Below are 16,761 nucleotides of genomic sequence, written 5' to 3' on the forward strand. Positions count from 1 at the left end.
TCCGAACCAATGCCGCTCTTGTTACTCTTGCACATCCTTAACGCTGGAGCATTGCCATGGGCCACTCATTCGACGCGATCATCATTGGGGCGGGGCAAGCGGGTCCATCGCTCGCCGGCCGTTTGACGGCGGCTGGCATGAGCGTGCTGATCGTCGAGCGCAAACTGTTTGGCGGCACCTGCGTCAACACCGGCTGCATGCCGACGAAGACGATGGTTGCCAGCGCCTACGCGGCGCACCTTGCCCGGCGCGGGGCTGACTACGGTGTTGTGATAGAACAACCCGTTCGCGTCGACATGAAGCGGGTGCGGCAGAGGGCCGACACTGTCTCGTTCAATGCCCGCACGGGCGTCGAGACATGGCTGCGCGGCATGCGCAATTGTACGGTTGCCGAAGGCCATGCCCGGTTTGCCGGCGCGCATACGATTGCTGTCGACGGTGTGCTCTTTCAAGCGCCGCGCATTTTCATCAATGTGGGCGGGCGCGCCAATATTCCGGATATGCCGGGTATTCGCGATGTCGATTATCTCACCAACACGACCATGATGCAGCTCGACACCTTGCCCCGGCATCTGGTGGTCATTGGCGGCAGCTATATCGGCCTCGAATTTGCGCAGATGTACCGGCGCTTCGGCGCGCAGGTTACCGTCGTCGAGAAGGGGGCCCGGCTGGTTGGACGCGAAGACGCCGATGTATCCGAAGCGATAAGGACCATTTTGGAGAATGAAGGCATTGCCTGCCGTCTCGATGCCAATTGCATCGCGTTCAAGCGGCATGCCGATGGCACGGAAGTTCATCTTGATTGCGATTCCGGTGCGCGCAATGTGGCCGGCTCGCATGTGCTGCTGGCGATTGGCCGCCGCCCCAATACCGACGATCTCGGTCTGGACAAGGCAGGCATTGAGACGGACGAGCGTGGCTACATCAAGGTCGATGACTTCCTGGCGACAACTGCCGAAGGGGTCTGGGCGCTTGGGGACTGCAACGGGCAGGGCGCATTCACCCACACGGCCTATAATGATTATGAAATCGTGGCGGCGAACCTCCTGGATGGCGAGAGCCGCAAGATCAGTGATCGCGTTCCGGCCTATGCGCTCTATATCGATCCGCCGCTCGGCCGGGCCGGAATGAGCGAAGCCCAGGCCAGGGCAACGGGCCGCCCGATACTCGTGTCGAAGCGGCCGATGAGCCGGGTCGGCCGGGCTGTCGAGAAGGATGAAACGCAGGGCTTCATGAAGATCGTTGCCGATGCGCAGACACAGCAGATTCTGGGCGCGGCGATTCTCGGCACCAGCGGTGATGAGGCGATCCACGGGATAATCGATGCGATGAGCGCCAGGGTGGGTTACCCCGCACTCAAATGGGCGGTGCCTGTCCACCCCACCGTTTCCGAACTGATCCCGACGGTGCTCGGGGATTTGGCGGCTCCCGTGCCGACTTGACCGGCCCCGCGTCAAAGTGGAGCGACGGCGCAACTTGTTCCGGAGAAAATTAGAGGTTATTGCCTTGTTCAGATATGACGGATAGCCTTTATGCGTGTTTGCGGTCGATATCCACGCCCTCCAGTGGTTTCGTCCGATACGGAATACAAGGGGAGGAGATGATGTGATGACCACTGCACTCAATACAGCCGATGAAGCCGCCATTCAGCAGTGCGAAGAGCGCTTGAGGACTGCGATGCTGAACAGCGACGTTGAAGCGCTGGATGCCCTGCTGGCCAACGACCTCATTTTCATCGATCATCAGGGGCGCCGGATCGAAAAGGCGCAGGACCTTGAAGCGCATCGCAGCGGTGTCCTCGCGCTCGAACAGATCGACGTCCTCGACAGCATCATCCGGCCGCTTGGCAACGCAGTGCTGGTTTCATTGCGGGTCCGGTTTACCGGAACTTATTACGGCGAAAAATTTTCTGAAAAACTGGCCTTTACCCGTGTCTGGAGCCGCACGGCGGATGATTGGGCCGTTACCCTGGCCCATTGCTCCAGAATCACCATGTAGGCAAAAGCGTGAACTGACCGTGAAACCCCGGTCAGTTCGTCCATGTGCGCTCAAGAACGCTTATCCAGTTGCCGTGGCAGATCTTGTTGAGCGCGTCACCGTCATAACCCGCCTGGCGCAGGGCATCGACCAGCAATTGCAGGTCGCCGGCATCGCGCATAACGGCTGGAATGGTTGTGCCATCGAAGTCAGATCCAAGCGCAACATGATCGATTCCGATGCGATTGACGATGTAATCGACGTGCCGCACCAGCTCGCTCAATGCCGTGTCGGGATTTTTCACACCGTCCTGGCGCAGGAACAGGACGCCGAAATTCAGGCCGACCAGCCCGCCTGTATCGCGGATCGCATCGAGCTGGCGGTCCGTCAGATTGCGGCTGTGCGTGCACAGCGCATGCGCATTGGAATGCGAGGCCACGAGCGGCGCGTCTGATATGGCCGCAATATTCCAGAAGCCCTTTTCATTCATGTGGGACAGATCAACCATGATCCGCAGTTCATTGCAGGTGCGGATCAGCTGTTTGCCATGGTCGGTCAGGCCCGGCCCGATATCCGGGGAGCTGGGGAAGCGGAAGGGCACGCCATGGGCAAAGATATTGGTGCGGCTCCACACCGGTCCGAGCGTGCGCAACCCCGCCTGATGCAGGACGTAGAGCGCATCGAGGTCGGGCCCGATGGCTTCCGCGCCTTCGATATGGAGCACGGAGGCAAATGCCCCGTCTTTCATCGCGTTGCGTATATCATCTGCGGTCCGGCAAATACGCAGCCGGTCCTCCGCCTGCCGTTCGATCCGTGTCAGAAGCGCGGCCATGGCCAGGGTGGTATTGAGCGCGCTTTCCATATCCGGCGTGTTGTAATCGCCATTGGCATTCTTCTGCGGCGATGGCGTCGGAACGTAAATCGCGCACAGTCCTCCTGCCAGCCCGCCCTTTTTGGCGCGCGGCAGGTCGATATGACCCACATTTTCCCCCTCGATGAAGCGCTTCTCCGGCGACGGTTCGGTCGACATCCAGAGGCGGAGCAGGACATCGTTGTGCCCGTCGAAAACCGGGACGATTGAATGGCTGGTCATGGGTCAGGAAACCTTGGTGCGTTTTGCGGTGGCGGGAGCGAGTCCCGAAGCTGTCACCAGCTTTGGCGCGAATACCCGCAAATGGCAAATGCGTTTTCGGTCGTTCCTCATGCGCGCAACGCATCGTACATATGCACTTGCCGCATGCACGGTGTGCATAGGTACTGCCAAAATCGGCATTGGCCGCCCGTTCAAACGGCATGATAGAGCCTGCTTAAAAAAATGACACGCAAGAAATTTGGGCGGCGAGCCAGTCAGACGATGTCTGCGGCGGGGCGGCGTCCGGGAACAAAAGAACCATGAGCAAAGGGGCACGCACCATGATCTCAAGACGCAATCTGTTGATTGGCGGCGCAGCGATACCGTTTCTATCCTATGTCAATCTGACCCAGGCATTTGCCGATACGCCGAAGGACATTCTTGTTGTCGCGCAGCAGATCGACAACATGACAAGCCTCGATCCGCATGAAAGCTTTGAGGCGGTCGGCAGCGAGATTGCCGGCAATATCTATCACAAACTGGTGCATCCCAATCTTGAGAATGCCGATCAGGTCGATGGCGGCCTGGCCGAATCATGGGAAGCCGATGCCGACGGCAAGGTGTTCACGTTCAAGATGCGCGCGGGTGCAAAGTTTGCCAGCGGCGCGCCGGTGACAGCCGAAGACGCAGCATTTTCCCTGCAGCGCGCCGTCAAGATGAACAAGGGACCTGCGTTCATCATTACGCAGTTCGGCTTTACCGCCGAGAATGTCGAGCAGCAGATCAAGGCTGTTGACGACAAGACTTTGAAGATCACGCTTGAAAAGCCGGTTTCCCTGTCCTTCCTGCTCTATTGCCTCTCGGCCAATGTCGGCAGCATCGTCGAGAAGAAGGTGGTTCTGGAAAATGTGGCGGGCGACGATTTCGGCAATGGCTGGCTGCAAAAGAACAGTGCCGGTTCCGGCGAATGGGTGCTCATGGCCTGGAAGCCCAGCGAAAGCGTCACGCTCAAGGTGAACCCCGAGGGTGCCTACAAGGGCAATATCAAGCGCATCATCCTGCGCCATGTGGTTGATCCGTCCTCCCAGCTGCTGATGCTGCAGAAGGGCGACGCCGATATCGCGCGCAACCTGACGACCGAGCAGCTGCGCACGCTTCAGGGCGACGAGAATTACACGCTTGTGCAGAAGGGCGTGGCTTCGCTGGTTCTCATCTCGCTCAACCAGAAGAACCCGAATCTGGCCAAGCCGCAGGTCTGGCAGGCGGTCAAATGGGCGATCGACTACAAGGGCATCCAGCAGAACATCGTGCCGCTCACCCATAAAATCCATCAGAGCTTCCTGCCCGAGGGCTTTCCCGGTGCCGTGAACGACACGCCTTTCCAGAAGGATGTCGAGAAGGCCAAGGCGCTCATGGCCGAGGCAGGCCTTGCCGGCGGTTTCGATATCGTCATGGACCATTATTCGGCCCAGCCCTATCCGGATATCGCGCAGGCGCTTCAGGCGAACCTTGCCGAAATCGGCATCCGCGTTCAGCTGCAGGCGGCCGAGAACCGCCAGGTTCTGACGAAAATGCGCGCCCGTGAACATCAGATGGCGCTGTCCGCCTGGGGTTCGGATTATTTTGACCCGCATGCCAATGCGGATGTGTTCAACATCAATCTCGACAATTCGGATAATGCAAAGACCAAGCCGTTCCTCTGGCGCTCGTCCTGGCAGGATGCGGAAATGACCAAAAAGGCCGAGGAAGCCCGCGACGAGAAGGATCCTCAGAAGCGCATCCAGCTCTACGAAGCCTTGCAGAAGGCGCATATGGAGCACAGCCCCTTTGCCCTGATGCTGCAGACAAAAACCACCGCTGCCTGCCGCAAGGCCGTTTCGGGCATGCGTCTTGGCACATTGTCTGACTCCCACTCCTATGCAGGGATCGCAAAGGCTTGAACGCGCGGATAAAAAATCTGTCCAGCCTTCTCGGCAGTGTCTTCCTGACACTGCTCGGGCTGACGGTGATCACGTTCATGATCGGCCGCGTCATGCCGGTCGATCCCGTGATCGCCGCCGTTGGCGACAATGCGCCCGAGGCCGTCATCGCCCGGGCGCGGATCGAAATGGGACTGGATCAGCCGGTTGTGATCCAGTTTCTCCACTATCTCGCACAGATCGTTCAGGGTGATCTCGGCAAATCCATCCTGACCCGCAATCCCGTCGCGACCGATATCGCGCGGTATTTCCCAGCCACGCTGGAACTGGCAACAGCGGCGCTCATTCTTGCCGCGGTGATCGGTATTCCGCTGGGCGTATGGGCTGCTGTCCGGCAGGGAAGCTATGTCGACCAGACCATCCGCGTCGTCTGCCTCGCCGGCCATTCCGTTCCGGTTTTCGTGCTGGCGATGATTTCGCTGCTGGTGTTTTACGCGGTGCTCGGCATTGCGCCGGGGCCGGGGCGTCAGGACATCATTTTTCAGGATATGGTGCCGCACGTCACCGGCATTCTGACAATCGACTCCATCATTGCCGGGGATTGGGATGCGCTTTATGACGCACTCATCCACATGATCCAGCCCGTCTGCATCCTCGCTTATTTCAGCATGGCCTACATCACGCGCATGACCCGCGCCTTCATGCTGGATGCGCTCAAGGGCGAGTTCGTCATTACCGCGCGCGCCAAGGGGCTTTCTGCCGCGGCTGTTGTCTGGAAACATGCCTTTCCAACCGTCGCGGTCCAGCTCGTCACGGTTCTCGCGCTCACCTATGCGGGCTTGCTGGAAGGGGCTGTGGTCACGGAAACCGTGTTCAGCTGGCCAGGCCTTGGGCAATATCTGACCATCTCGCTGATGAATGCGGACATGAACCCGGTTGTGGGTGCAACGCTGCTGATCGGCCTGATCTATGTCGTCCTCAACCTGCTCGCCGATATCTTATACAAACTCTTGGATCCACGCGTCCGATGATACAGACATCTTTTCGTAACTGGGCGCTGGATGAAACCCCCGCCTCGCGCTCGCAAGCCAATTGGGGACGCCGGTACCGTATCTGGCTGAGCCTGAAGTCCAATCCTCTGGCGATGATCGGCCTCGGCATCATCCTGCTGTTCGCCCTGCTGTCACTGCTTGCGCCCTTGATCGCGCCTTATGATCCGAGCCTGCAGAACCTCGGCAACAGGCTGGCGCGTCCCTCCGCAGTCCATTGGTTCGGAACGGACGAACTGGGGCGGGATATTCTGTCGCGCATCCTGTTCGGCGGCCGCGTCACGTTGGGAATGGTGGTATCGGTGGTTGCCGTCGTTGCGCCTATCGGCCTCGCCGTCGGCTGTGTTGCCGGATATATGGGCGGCGTGGTCGATTCCGTTCTCATGCGGATCACCGACGTGTTTCTGGCATTTCCGCGTCTTATTCTTGCGCTCGCCTTTGTCGCTGCGCTGAAGCCGGGCGTGGAGAGTGCAATCCTTGCCATCGCCCTGACCGCCTGGCCGCCCTATGCCCGGTTGGCCCGCGCCGAAACCATGACGATCCGCAACACCGATTATGTCGCTGCGTACCGCCTGACCGGCGCCTCGCGCTGGCGCATCATGCTGCGCCATATTGCGCCGCTGTGCGTGCCGAGCCTGATCGTGCGCACCACGCTCGATATGAGTTCGATCATCATCACTGCGGCCAGTCTCGGTTTTCTCGGCATGGGCGCGCAGGCGCCGTCCCCGGAATGGGGCGCGATGATTGCCACGGCCAAACGCTTCATCTTCGAACAGTGGTGGGTTGCGACAATCCCGGGAATGGCGATCTTCATGGTATCGCTCGCCTTCAACTTCCTGGGTGATGGCCTGCGCGACGTCCTCGACCCGAAGCAGAATTAGGAAACAGGATGCTGGTCGATATCAAGAACCTTCGTATTGCCTTTGAAACGCGGACAAGCCGGTTCGAGGCCGTGCGCGGCGTATCCATGCAGCTGGGTACCGAAAAACTCGGCATCGTCGGCGAAAGCGGATCGGGCAAGTCCCTGACGGCGCGCGCCCTGATGAAGCTTCTGCCGGGCAATGCCAAGATTGAAGCGGATAAGCTTTCATTCGATGGCATCGATATTCTCGGCGCGTCGGAGCGCGGGATGCGCCAGATCCGCGGGAAGCGCGCCGGATTCATTCTGCAGGACCCGAAATATTCGCTCAACCCGGTGAAAACCATCGGCAGCCAGATTGCCGAATCATGGCGCACCCACAAGAAGGGCAGCCGGAAACAGGCGGCGGAAGCCGCCATTGAATTGTTGGATCAGGTCATGATCCGCAATCCGCGCAAGGTGGCGGGTGCCTACCCCAACGAGATTTCGGGCGGCATGGGACAGCGCGTCATGATCGCCATGATGCTGGCACCCGATCCGGAATTGCTGATCGCCGATGAACCGACCAGCGCACTCGATGCGACGGTGCAGGCGGAAATCCTGCGTCTCATCGATGATCTCGTATCGCGCCGGGGTATGGGCCTCATCCTGATCAGCCATGACCTGCCGCTGGTCTCGCATTTCTGCGACAGGGTTGCCGTCATGTATTCCGGCCGGGTGGTGGAAGAGCTCAAGGCATCCGAACTTGCCAAGGCACAGCATCCCTACACGAAGGGCCTGCTGAACTGCATGCCGTCGCTGATGCACCCCAAGGAAAGACTTCCCGTTCTCACTCGCGATGCAGCGTGGCTCAACCCATGATCAAGGTCGATCAACTCAGAATCTCATTCGGCACGCATGAAGTTGTCCGCGGCGTTTCCTTTGATGTTGCCAAGGGCGGCAGCTTCGGCATCGTTGGGGAAAGCGGATCGGGCAAATCCACGGTTTTGCGCGCGATGGCCGGCCTCAATGAAGACTGGAGCGGGCGCATCGCCTTCGACGGCACGGATGCGCCGCTGAAGCGTCCGCCGGCCTTTTTCCGTCAGGTGCAGATGGTGTTTCAGGATCCTTTCGGTTCGCTTCACCCGCGCCAGACCATCGACCGGATTCTCAGTGAACTCCTGCTGGTGCACAAACTGCCGGACGTTGAAAAACGCATCAAGCAGGCACTTTCGGACGTTGCCTTGCCGCAGACCGTGCGCTTTCGCTATCCGCATCAGCTTTCCGGCGGCCAGCGCCAGCGTGTTGCCATTGCCCGTGCGCTGATTGCCGAACCGCAGGTCCTGCTTTTGGACGAGCCGACCAGCGCGCTTGACGTGTCGGTGCAGGCGGAGATTCTCAACCTTTTGGCCGATCTCAGGCAGGCGCGGAATTTGACCTATGTCCTCGTCAGCCACAATCTGGCGGTTATTGCACATCTGTGTCCGCAGCTTGGCGTCATGCTGAACGGCGAGATGGTCGAGCAATTGAGCGCCGACGATCTGCGGGCGGGACGCACGAAACACGCGCATACGTCGGCACTTCGCACGTTGAGCATCGATCTCGAAGAACCGGCATAGTGGAGGACCGGATGTCTGTCAGTTTGAATTGGGTGGCCGCTGCGGCCTGTGCCGAAACCTGTGCCGGTCAATGGCCTGCCAGCGAGCCGGGCGGTGCCATCATCGGTTTCGATAGGCAAGGCATCCGCTTCGCCTATGCCGGAGGATTGGAAAGCCTCGCGACAGGCACGGCGTTTTCACCGGACAGCGTGGTGCGCTACGCCTCGGTGACCAAGCATGTGTTTTCGGCCATGGTGCTGCAAAACGCTGATCTTGTCGGGCTGGATGATCGTCTCGGCGATCACCTTCCGGAGCTGCAGCCGCCGCTTGCCGACGTGACTGTCGGCCGTGCCCTCGACATGAGCGGCGGATTGCCGGACGTGCGCGAATGCCTGACGCTTCTCGGACTGTCCGTTTATACGGAAACGCAAAAACAGCCGCTCCTGGATTTTCTCAACTCATTGACACGGCTGAACTTCGATGCCGGGACGGACGTTTCGTACTCCAATAGCGGCTATCGCCTGGTCGAGGCGGCTCTTGAACGCAAGGGAAAGACCTTCGACGCTTTTGTCCAGAATGAGATTGCCGGTCCGCTCGGTGTCTTCCTCAAGGCACCGGAGGTGTGGAACGATCCGGTTTCCGGTCTCGTGCCGGGCTACTTCAAGGATGGTGAAATGTGGCAGCTCAGCGCTGCTGGTCTGCATATCTCCGCTTCCGGCAGCCTGACGGGGAGCGGCAACAGCCTTGCCGTGTGGCTGCAGCATTTGCTTGCGGGCGGCGATCGCCATGCGGGCCTGCTCGCGGCACTTTCCGCTACCCGCTGCATGGCCGATGGCCGCCCATCCGATTACGGGCTTGGTCTGCGCTGGTCGGAACTGGCAGGGCGCCGTTTCGTCGGCCATGGCGGATCGCACCCCGGTTACAAATCCTATTTTCTTCTCGATGCGGAAGCGGGAACCGGGTTTGTCGTCGTTTCCAATCGCGACGATACCAATGGTTACAAGATTGCCCTCACCGCGATGGGCGCCCTCACGGGACTGCCGCTGCCGCAGACGAACTGCACCATCCCCGATGGTCTCTACGTCACGGAAACCGGCCCGTACTGGATTGAAATGGCCGGCGGCATTGCCACTTATCTCGACGCCGAGGACACGCTCTACGATGAAGGCGATGGCTGGTTCTCATCGCGATCCGCTTCCTCGCCGATGCGGCTGCGCTGGACGGGCAGCGCTCTGGAAGGCGAGGCGGGTTATGTCGAGCGGCGGTTTTTGCCGGTAAAGCCGGAGCAGGCATCCGCAGATCTCAACGGCCATTGGGTCGCCGCTCAGTATGGGGCGCGGTTCGATATATACGATGGCATGGTGAGCATGGGGATCGGCCCGACGCGCCATGCCATGCCTTTGGTTCCTCTTGGCAATGGCCGTTTCCTCTTCACCCTTACCGATGGGCCCTGGCGCAAGCGCATCTGCCTGCATGATCTTACCGGCGGAAAAGTCGAACTGGTCCTCAGCCGCAGCCGCATGATGGAATATACGCTGGCCCGCTGATTTTGATTTGAAATCCGCATCGCTTTCCGTAATACGGGAAGGCGCCCGCCAACCGCGGGTGCCTTTTTGTTTTTTAAGCAGGAACCGTCCCATTGGAAATCAAGTGGCTCGAAGACTTTCTCGCGCTGGCGAATACGCTGAATTTTTCGAAAGCTGCCGATGAGAGACATGTCACGCAGTCCGCTTTCAGCCGGCGCATCAAGCAGTTGGAAGCCTGGCTCGGAACGACCCTCATTGACCGGGCGACCTATCCGTCCCGCCTGACCGAAGCGGGAGACAAGTTTGTGCCCGTCGCGCAGGAGGCGTTGAAGACGCTTCATCAGGCCCGGCGCAAGTTCAAGGTGGATGAGGGCATCGATGCGCACACGATTACCTTCACGGCGCTGCACACCCTGTCATTCACCCTTTTCCCGGAATGGCTGAAGGCGCTGAACACCAAGACGGGACCGGTGTTTTCCCGGCTGCGCCCGGACTCCGGCATCATGGAGCAGAACGCCAATTCCCTGGTGGACGGTGAATGCGATTTTCTGTTGACCTATGCCCACGCGTCGGTGCCGTTGCTGCTCGATCCCCTGGAGTTCGAGTATCAGCTGCTCGGTTCGGAAAATATCATTCCGGTGTCGGTGCCTGGTGCCGATGGAGAACCGTTGCATGCGCTGGGCGGCGAGGGGAAACCGGTCGCCTATATCAGCTATGAAAAGGCGTCGTTCTTCGGCCAGCTGATGGCCGACCTCTTTGCCAGACGGCAGCCGGATTACACGCTTGTGCATGAGGGCAGCATGGCCGTCGGACTGACAGGCATGGCGCTTGCCGGCTGGGGTGTCGCCTGGGCACCGGAGAGCCTGACGCGTGCCGATCTCGCGCAGGGCGCACTGGTCCGTGCAGCCGATCCAAGCTGGGATATCAACGTTGATATCCGGCTTTACCGTTCCCGGCAAAACCGGCGGCCCGTCGTGCGCCGCGTGTGGCAGGCCATTGCTGAAATGACCTCGCCGCATTGAGGCGGTCGGGTCTGCCGCGTCCTGTCGGGATAGGCAGACCCGCGGCGCCGTTGGTCAGACTGCGGTCTTGCGCGCGTGCTCGATATAGAGTTCGCGCAGGCGCTGCATGACGGGACCGGGCGTGCCATTGCCGACGGGCTGGCCGTCGATCGTCGTGACCGCCAGCGCGAAATTGGATGCGCTGCTCATGCCGGCTTCCGTGGCGCTGAGCGCCTCGGCGAGACTGAACGGCCGCTCATCGATACGCATGCCGGTCTCCTGCGCCAGTTGCAGGAGAGCGAGGCGGGTGCATCCGGGTAGCGTCTTGCTGCTGTTGCCGCGGGTGACGATCGAGCCTTCCGGTGTCACGATATAGGCCGTCGAGGATGCTCCTTCGGTGACCAGTCCGTCTTCGATCATCCAGGCTTCCTGGCAGCCCGCTTCCTTGGCAATGCGCTTGGCCAGGACTTGCGGCAACAGGCAGGTGCTCTTGATATCCCGGCGCGCCCAGCGCATGTCGTCGACGGATTTGATGGCGAGCCCCGTGTTCACCGCCGGCAAATCGATCAGCTTCTTGACTTGGGTGAACATGATGAGGGTCGGTTCGAGATCGTCTGAAAACAGGAAGTCGCGTTCCTCGGCGCCGCGCGTCATCTGCAGATAGATCAATCCCTCAACCAGCGCATTCCGCTCGATCAGCGTTTTCTGTATCTGCTCGATCTCATCGGGCGTGATCGGCATCCGGATGCCGATCTCGTTCGTCGACCTTTGCAGCCGCGTGGTGTGGGGCCTGCTATCGATCAGCTTGCCGTCAAGAACGGCGGTGACTTCATAGATCCCATCGCCGAAAAGAAAGCCGCGGTCGAAAATGGAAATGCGTGCTTCCGCAGCGGGAACGAACGCGCCGTTGACGTAAGCGATGCGGCTGTCGGCCGAATGTTTCATGGGAACTCCTTGGTGTGAAAAGGGGGATGGGCCGGAGAATTTACCGCCGGGCGAGGCGCTTCAGTGTTTCGAGCGAGATGGCTTCGACCCGGTTGGGGCTTGATGTGCCGGCGTTGAAACCTTCAGTGGATTGCGCCATGCACAGCGAATTGAGGATGCTTTCTTCCGTTGCTTCGATGGCTGCCTCGAACAGCGGCGACACAAGTTCATTTGGCAGATCCGGTATTGCCGTGACCTTCTTGCGCTGGTTTTTCGTGCGGCGAACCTCCGCCGCGGTGGAAAAGGCCAGGGCATAGTCGCCGGAACCATTGCTCAGCGCTGCACCGGTTCGGGCGAGGCCGCCAAAAGCACGCGTGGCCAGGCGCTTCAGATTGCGGTCCGACAGAGGCGCGTCGGTAGCCACGACAATGACGATGGAGCCGTCCCGGTCTTCACTTGCCGAGCTGGCATAGGGCGTGCCGTCAATGCGCAGATGTCCGCCGTAATTGGACTGGACGAGAACGCCGACGGTATAATCCTTGCCGTCTGTCCTGACGCATCTGGAACTTGTGCCGATGCCGCCCTTCAGGCCGAAAGCCACCGTTCCCGTGCCTGCGCCGACGCTGCCTTCCGCCACGGGGCCGCCGGTCGCCGCTGCAAGTGCCTCGCCCATCTCCTCGATGCTGGGGCGCGCGCTGCGGATGTCATTGAGACGGGAATCATTGGTTTCGCCGACCACGGCGTTGATGGAGACCAGCTGGCCATTGTCCGGCTGTGACAGGGTCCAGCGGTTGATGGCTTCGATGGCCCTGCCAGTTGCCAATGTGTTTGTCAGAAGAACCGGTGTTTCCATCTCGCCCAGTTCTTCGATCTGGGTCGAACCGGCAAATTTTCCGTACCCGTTGAGCACGGCTATCGCCGCCGGTACCTTGTCCTGGAACAGGTTGCCGCCATGCGGCAGGACCGCGGTGGCACCGGTGCGGATGGTTGCGCCTTCGACAATCGTTGCATGCCCCACACGCACGCCGGCCACGTCGGTGATTGCATTGAGCGGACCGGGCGGATAGTGGCCGGGGGCGATGCCGATATCGCGCGCTCTCGCTCGTTGTGTATTGCCGTTGGCCTGTGTCATGCCATGCGCTCCCTTGTGCAGGTTTCATAGCGTTCTTCCGCATGGGATGGCATCGCAAATGTGGAATAGTTCTATGTCGAATGCGCAATAGGCACAGTACGGGCCGGTATTCTGGCCTATGGTCTTCCGGTTCGGACGTGGCTGATGTCCAGGATCAAGGCACAGATGCCGAGGACAGCACCGATCGCACAGATAAGACCCCAGCCGCCCGAAATCCACGCGATGCCGGCAAGTGCCGATCCCATCGCGCCGCCGATGAAGAACTGGCCGACGAAAAGACCGTTCAACCGGCTGCCTGCCTCGGGCCGCAGCAGGTTGATTTCCCGCCGCCCAAGCGTCTGGTCGCCGGTCACCCCCACATCCAATAGGACGGCGCTGAGGCCGAGCAGCGTGAGCAAGGTGAAGGGAGACGCCGCATCGGAACAGCCAGCTATGGCAGCCAGACCGAATGCCAGAACGATGAGGATGTGGCAGGCGAGCGTCACCATCATCGTCCAGCCGCGGTCGCCCATCCGGCCAAAGATCGGGGTCACCACGGCACCTCCGGCACCGGCGAGAGCAAAGAGTGCGATGCCGGCTTGCCCAAGAGCAAAGGGAGGCAATGCCAGCCGCAGCGCAATTGCCGTCCAGAACAGGCTGAATACCGCCATCGCAAGACTGGCGGACAGTGCGCGGCGGCGCAAGACGGGCTCCTCGCGAAAGAGACTCCAGAGCGATCCGATCAATTGCGGATAGGTCTGTTGCGATTGCGGTTTGCGCGTGGGAAGGCGATAGGCGAGCACGCTCCCCAGGATGAACATGGCCAAGGCGCTCGACCAGTAGAAGGTACGCCAGCCAAGCACATCGGCGAGGGCGCTTGCTATCGGTCTCGACAGCAGGATGCCGATCATCAATCCGCTCATGACGTCGCCGATCGCCTTCCCCCTGTGTTCCGGCGATACCATGGCCGCAGCGACCGGAACCAGTATCTGGATCGCCGAACAGGCTGCGCCGAGCACAAGCAGCGCGATAATCAGGGAAACCGCGCCGGGCGCAAGCGCAGTGCAGACGGCGGCCGCAACGGCAATGGCGAGCATCCGCAGAACCAGCCGGCGATTTTCCAGCATATCGGCGAGGGGGACGAGCAGGAAGAGCCCGGCTGAATAGCCGATAAGCGTTGCCGTTGAAATGAAACCATTCATCGACGGCGTCAAATGCAATTCGGACCCGATGATGCCGACCAGTGTTTGCGACGCAAACAGGTTGGTGACGATGACACCGACCGCGGAGCCGAAGAGGATGGTGAGGGAGGCAGGCAGGGACGATTCTGCGCTGTCTGGCGCGCAGTGCGCAGCTTGGATCGAGTGGGACATTCCAGCTCCATGAATGGGTGTCGATAGTGTTCGACCAGACTTTATGGACCGTTCTCGTTATGATACAATTGAATACAAAGTATAATGATTATGCGAGATTCGTATGAACATCCCAGATATTCAGGCCTTTGTTGCGGTGGTTGAAACGGGGTCCATCGTTGCCGCCTCGACACGGCTGAACCTGACGCAGCCTGCCGTCACACGGCGGGTGCAGAACCTGGAAAGTGCCGTCGGCAAGACACTGCTTGACCGGCACTCCAAGCCGCTTAAGCCCACAACGGCGGGGCGATCCGCCTATGAACACGGCCGGCGGGTCCTGCATTCCATCGAGAACATGAAAGCCGAGGTTTCACCAGAAGGCGAGTTGTCGGGGGAGTTTCGCCTTGGCGTCATGCCCTATCTGTCCAATGCGGCGCTCAGCCTGCCGATTGACCGGCTTCGCGCGGAGTTTCCGCGGCTGTCACTGAAGGTCGGTTCGGGCTGGTCGCCGCGTCTGATCGAACAGGTGCAGCGCAATGAGATCGACGCTGCCGCCATCTGTCTGGCTGAAGGCATCAAGCCGCCGGACGATCTTGTCAGCCAGAGTTTCGGTTTGCAGAATGTGCTTCTCGTGGCGGCACCCAGCCTGGGTATCCGGTCTCCGGCGACATTGCTCGATCTATCCCGCCATCCCTGGGTCATGAATGAAAGCGGCTGCGGTTATCGCACCTTCATGCGGGAAACGTTTGATGCTGCCCGCCTGCCATTCGATATAGCGGTGGAAACCATCAGTTCCGATTTGCGCCTGTCACTGGTGGCACGCGGAATGGGCATTGGCATCATCACGCCGTCGGCGCTGATTGAAAGCCAGTGGCGCGATGCCGTTGCGGTCATCGAGACCATCGACTTCCACCCCAAGGTGGAAGTCTGGCTGCTGCATCGCCCGCCCGCTGGACGGCTGGCGGACCCGATCGCACGATTTGGTCAAGCACTATCTGAAGCACTTAATCCAGTTTAGCGGTTCGAAGGAAAATATGCAGCTGTAAGAATAACTTGCAGCTGATACCTCACTCGATCTCTGTCACCGCAGCGTGGGCAGCTCACGGTCATACTGGCCGGGGCGAGCCGGTTTAATGCTGAGGTTTGACCTCGAGGAAAATGCCGGCCTCGCGTGCGGCATCAACAAAGGCACGCCGGGCCTTGTGGGCGGGTTTCCACCCGTCAAGGGCGTCCATACAGGATTGGAGTGCCTTCCGGTATTTGGGGCCGTGATTGCGCGGCCAGTGGATTTTGAGACATTCTACGGCCTCCCATGTGCTGTAGATCATCCTCTGTCCCGCAATTCCCAATCGTACTGCAACGGGGACAGAAAAACGTTTTTCACTCATCTTTTCCTCTTTTCCATCGCATGATTCCAACGCATCAATGATCTCAGGATTTTGGGGCAGCAATGAGTCATGGCCGCCACAACCGGCTTTACGCCGCGCGTGTGTCAGAGCGATGTGGGGACATCGCCGTGATCGACGCGGCGCGAGAATTCCGTCTCCAGGCCCTGGGCAAGCCGTGCCGCCTGACCGATCCAGTCTTCCCGTTCGATGCGTCCGGGAAAGGCAAGATAGCTCCCGACCCACTCCGCATTCTGATGGGTCCACGCGGCGATCTGACTGAATGTCCAGATGCCGAGTTCGTTGAGTTTGATCTCGTTGGTGTGGCCGACGCCCGCTATCCGTTTCAGATTGTCGGGGGTTGCAACCCTGTCGATTGACGGCGGGCGCTGTCCGGGATGACCATCGCTGGCGACAATTGTTGCGGCGGGAACGGTGGCGGTTGGTGCAACCGCCGGGGCAGCAACGGCTTGCTGCTGTTGGATGGCCGGTTCGGCGGCGCGCAGGCTTGCCAGCCAGCTGCCGGCGAAATAACCGACGATGTAACTGCCGGCAAGCAGCAGAGCCGCTTCCAGATACTGCCCGGCAGGGCCCGGCAGCCATTTCAGCACCGCGACCACGAGGCCAATGATGAAGAGCAGACAAAGCAGCTTCAACCAGCCTGGCCAGGAAGCCGAGCGCCGGAAGGTCATGAAGCCAACCGCAACGCCCAGAACAAGCGCAATCAGCATCCAGGGCCAGTACGTCGAAATTAGATAGGTCATTGCCGTTCTCTCCTATGTAACAGAGAATTCGATCGGGCGATCAAGCGCCTTGCCTATATCAGTATCATTCGATGCAGTCGGATAGGGAGAACCGAGGCCGACAGCAGTCAGCTGCTCGGGTGATAGGACGGTATTCGCCAGGCAAGTGGTGCTGGACTTTATCACTTTGACGGCCGACTCATCGCATTGTTCTCCGATGAATAAAACCTTAAGTTGCAGTGACAACCTATACGTTTCCGCGCCCT

At 60.0% G+C, this 16,761-nt stretch carries 16 protein-coding genes; 10 read left to right on the forward strand and 6 right to left on the reverse strand.

The features are described from left to right. Positions 1-56 precede the first annotated feature (56 nt). Positions 57-1,442, forward strand: coding sequence for an FAD-containing oxidoreductase (locus C5750_RS08865; protein ID WP_105733498.1), 1,386 nt, complete (start codon positions 57-59; stop codon positions 1,440-1,442). A 166-nt stretch (positions 1,443-1,608) separates the two neighbouring features. After that, the gene (locus tag C5750_RS08870) at positions 1,609-1,998 is read left to right on the forward strand and encodes a nuclear transport factor 2 family protein (protein WP_105733499.1); all 390 of its coding nucleotides are present in this window, start codon (positions 1,609-1,611) and stop codon (positions 1,996-1,998) included. Between the two features lie 31 nt (positions 1,999-2,029). Here the strand turns inward: C5750_RS08870 and C5750_RS08875 are convergent, their stop codons facing one another. Continuing rightward, a complete protein-coding gene (locus C5750_RS08875) occupies positions 2,030-3,070 on the reverse strand; it encodes a dipeptidase (RefSeq protein ID WP_105733500.1) in 1,041 nt (346 codons plus the stop codon). Between the two features lie 320 nt (positions 3,071-3,390). Here C5750_RS08875 and C5750_RS08880 point away from each other — a divergent pair, with 320 nt between their 5' ends. The 7 genes from C5750_RS08880 (at position 3,391) to C5750_RS08910 (ending at position 11,001) form a co-directional block, all read left to right on the forward strand. Further along, positions 3,391-4,989 (forward strand): ABC transporter substrate-binding protein, encoded by a 1,599-nt coding sequence (locus tag C5750_RS08880; protein ID WP_105733872.1) that lies wholly within the window; start codon positions 3,391-3,393, stop codon positions 4,987-4,989. Next, on the forward strand, positions 4,986-5,999 hold the full coding sequence (locus C5750_RS08885; protein ID WP_105733501.1) for an ABC transporter permease: 1,014 nt from the start codon (positions 4,986-4,988) through the stop codon (positions 5,997-5,999). Before C5750_RS08880 ends, C5750_RS08885 begins: the two co-directional genes overlap by 4 nt. After that, entirely contained in the window at positions 5,996-6,898 is a 903-nt protein-coding gene (locus C5750_RS08890; RefSeq protein WP_105733502.1) for an ABC transporter permease, read from the forward strand. Before C5750_RS08885 ends, C5750_RS08890 begins: the two co-directional genes overlap by 4 nt. A gap of 8 nt (positions 6,899-6,906) precedes the next feature. Beyond that, the gene (locus C5750_RS08895) at positions 6,907-7,737 is read left to right on the forward strand and encodes an ABC transporter ATP-binding protein (RefSeq protein ID WP_105733503.1); all 831 of its coding nucleotides are present in this window, start codon (positions 6,907-6,909) and stop codon (positions 7,735-7,737) included. Beyond that, positions 7,734-8,474: an ABC transporter ATP-binding protein gene (locus C5750_RS08900; protein WP_105733504.1), complete on the forward strand. Its 741-nt coding sequence runs from the start codon at positions 7,734-7,736 to the stop codon at positions 8,472-8,474. Before C5750_RS08895 ends, C5750_RS08900 begins: the two co-directional genes overlap by 4 nt. Before the next feature lie 11 nt (positions 8,475-8,485). Further along, positions 8,486-10,000, forward strand: coding sequence for a serine hydrolase domain-containing protein (locus tag C5750_RS08905; RefSeq protein ID WP_105733505.1), 1,515 nt, complete (start codon positions 8,486-8,488; stop codon positions 9,998-10,000). 92 nt (positions 10,001-10,092) lie between these two features. Next, positions 10,093-11,001, forward strand: coding sequence for a LysR family transcriptional regulator (locus tag C5750_RS08910; RefSeq protein ID WP_105733506.1), 909 nt, complete (start codon positions 10,093-10,095; stop codon positions 10,999-11,001). A 54-nt stretch (positions 11,002-11,055) separates the two neighbouring features. Here the strand turns inward: C5750_RS08910 and C5750_RS08915 are convergent, their stop codons facing one another. The 3 genes from C5750_RS08915 to C5750_RS08925 form a co-directional block, all read right to left on the reverse strand. Next, complete coding sequence (locus C5750_RS08915) at positions 11,056-11,925, reverse strand: D-amino-acid transaminase (RefSeq protein WP_105733507.1); 870 nt, start codon at positions 11,923-11,925, stop codon at positions 11,056-11,058. A 40-nt stretch (positions 11,926-11,965) separates the two neighbouring features. Continuing rightward, on the reverse strand, positions 11,966-13,036 hold the full coding sequence (locus C5750_RS08920; RefSeq protein WP_105733508.1) for a DmpA family aminopeptidase: 1,071 nt from the start codon (positions 13,034-13,036) through the stop codon (positions 11,966-11,968). A gap of 116 nt (positions 13,037-13,152) precedes the next feature. Further along, positions 13,153-14,388, reverse strand: a complete 1,236-nt coding sequence (locus tag C5750_RS08925) for an MFS transporter (RefSeq protein ID WP_105733509.1) — start codon at positions 14,386-14,388, stop codon at positions 13,153-13,155. A 103-nt stretch (positions 14,389-14,491) separates the two neighbouring features. On the opposite strand from C5750_RS08925, the gene C5750_RS08930 reads away from it, so the two are divergent. Beyond that, entirely contained in the window at positions 14,492-15,385 is an 894-nt protein-coding gene (locus tag C5750_RS08930; protein ID WP_105733510.1) for a LysR family transcriptional regulator, read from the forward strand. Between the two features lie 112 nt (positions 15,386-15,497). Here the strand turns inward: C5750_RS08930 and C5750_RS08935 are convergent, their stop codons facing one another. Next, positions 15,498-15,755, reverse strand: a complete 258-nt coding sequence (locus tag C5750_RS08935) for a DUF982 domain-containing protein (RefSeq protein ID WP_105733511.1) — start codon at positions 15,753-15,755, stop codon at positions 15,498-15,500. A 104-nt stretch (positions 15,756-15,859) separates the two neighbouring features. Continuing rightward, on the reverse strand, positions 15,860-16,516 hold the full coding sequence (locus C5750_RS26975) for an NADH-quinone oxidoreductase subunit E (RefSeq protein ID WP_105733512.1): 657 nt from the start codon (positions 16,514-16,516) through the stop codon (positions 15,860-15,862). Between the last annotated feature and the right edge of the window lie 245 nt (positions 16,517-16,761).

Source organism: Phyllobacterium myrsinacearum, from assembly GCF_002980555.1.
Taxonomy (GTDB): Bacteria; Pseudomonadota; Alphaproteobacteria; order Rhizobiales; family Rhizobiaceae; genus Phyllobacterium; species Phyllobacterium myrsinacearum.